The 664-nt window shown below is 39.0% G+C and carries 1 protein-coding gene and 1 pseudogene; both read right to left on the bottom strand.

All coding sequences use genetic code 11. From position 1 onward, the window contains the following. Nucleotides 1-257 (bottom strand): annotated as a pseudogene (locus tag CCAL5182_RS08985) (tyrosine-type recombinase/integrase); the annotation flags it as partial. A 9-nt stretch (nucleotides 258-266) separates the two neighbouring features. Then, nucleotides 267-560 carry a hypothetical protein gene (locus CCAL5182_RS08980; protein WP_336610839.1) on the bottom strand — a complete coding sequence of 98 codons (294 nt, stop codon included), beginning with the start codon at nucleotides 558-560 and terminating at the stop codon, nucleotides 267-269. Between the last annotated feature and the right edge of the window lie 104 nt (nucleotides 561-664).

Raw genomic sequence — 664 nt, 5'->3', positions numbered from 1 at the left:
GAGGCAAGCCCTTTGTCTATCGCAAACTCCGTAGCTCTACGCCAAGCACATATGATAGCCTTGATAGTTTTTGGGGCTAGATATGCCCTCATACTATCAACCCAAGCACAAATGTCTACTTTGGTGATATGTTCAAGCTCCTTTGGAAGCTTTTTTGTGTGCTTGGGGTTGAGATAGCTTTTTGTTTCACCGATATACTCATAGTCCGTTCGCTCAAGCTCACGAAGATATAGGCTTGAAATATGAGTAAGCTTCATGGCAGCGTCCTAGAACCAAAAATCGCCCCAGCATTCTGTTTCATATATTTCTTGGGTGATTTTATAGTATCCGTAGCCAGCAATTGTTGTCGCTAAAAGATAGCCGTTTTCAAGCTCTAGGAAGTGATCTATGTCGCCGTTTCCTTGTGGAGAGGTATTTCTATACATTTTATCTTTTATATAGTATTTTTCACTGTTTTTTGCAGTTATAGTTGCGTATTTTTTTCTGTTTTTGCCCATATAGCCTTCTTCTAGCCAACATACTTTTGTGCCATCTGTCACGTAGGTGTATTTTCCCAGCATATCATCATAGAAACGGACTAGATATTCCCCTTTTCATCTTTTTTCTTTTTTCCCCAAGAGATTATACTTGTCATATAGCCGCTTTTTATGTTTTGAGTTTTCAT

This window comes from Campylobacter sp. 7477a, assembly GCF_014892335.1.
In the GTDB taxonomy this organism is placed as follows: domain Bacteria; phylum Campylobacterota; class Campylobacteria; order Campylobacterales; family Campylobacteraceae; genus Campylobacter_A; species Campylobacter_A californiensis.
This window is presented reverse-complemented; position numbering and strand designations above follow the sequence as displayed.